The 812-nt window shown below is 66.5% G+C and carries 1 protein-coding gene; it reads right to left on the reverse strand.

Going from position 1 to position 812, the window contains the following annotated elements:
* Window positions 1-75: 75 nt before the first annotated feature.
* Window positions 76-672, reverse strand: coding sequence for a photosystem I reaction center subunit XI (locus FWJ25_RS20575; RefSeq protein ID WP_149601855.1), 597 nt, complete (start codon window positions 670-672; stop codon window positions 76-78).
* Window positions 673-812 lie beyond the last annotated feature (140 nt).

Below are 812 nucleotides of genomic sequence, written 5' to 3' on the forward strand. Positions count from 1 at the left end.
CCACACCACCTACATACCATGCAGCTAGAGAGGAGGATCGGCCGGAGCTATATATATACGCATCTTTGATGATTTCTACTTGAAGAAGTAGGGGAGGTCGAGCACGTAGAGGAGAAAGTAGGCCCAGAGCACGCCGGAGATGCCGCCGAAGAAGAACCCCCCGGTGAACTTGGCCCAGCCGTCGGCGGTCTGCAGCTTGTCGGCCTCCTTCTTCCTGCCGGTGAGCGTGAGCGAGGGCGCCGTGGACGGGTCCCCCTCGTTGAAGGAGGCGACGCCGTACATGGTGAGGCAGACGCTGAGGATGGCGACGAGGCCGGCGGCGCCGAGCGCGSCSGCCTGGCCGTGCACGGGCGTGYTGCGGAGCGGGCCSGTGAGCGCGAAGGGCCCSACGAGGAGGTAGCCGTGSGCGAGGCCGACCTCGACGCCCCGCAGCAGCGGGCACACGGCGGTGCGGTAGGCCGGSAGGTTGGAGAGGTACCACGCSAYGAGCGGGCTSGAGGTGACSGGCGTCTCCAGGCTGCCGATGAASGGGTCGCCGTTGATGGGCTGCACCACCTGGTACGTTGCCTTCTCGGGCTGGATGGCCTTGACGGTGAACCGGGGCCGCCTCGTGAGCGCAGCAGCGCCTGACAGGCCCCTCGGCCKCGAGTGCACGACGAGGCTGCTCTTCATCMCCTGGCTCGCCATGGGAGCGTAAGCTGTGGCCATCTCCACCGACMCMCACACCGCAGGCGCMCGGATCGGATCCGCCGGCTMACTCAGATCTGCCTGCAAATGCGACGACTACTGGTACTAGCTGAGGCGGGTCTCCT

Origin of the sequence: Marinobacter salinexigens (genome assembly GCF_008370345.1) — a bacterium.
Classification (GTDB): domain Bacteria; phylum Pseudomonadota; class Gammaproteobacteria; order Pseudomonadales; family Oleiphilaceae; genus Marinobacter; species Marinobacter salinexigens.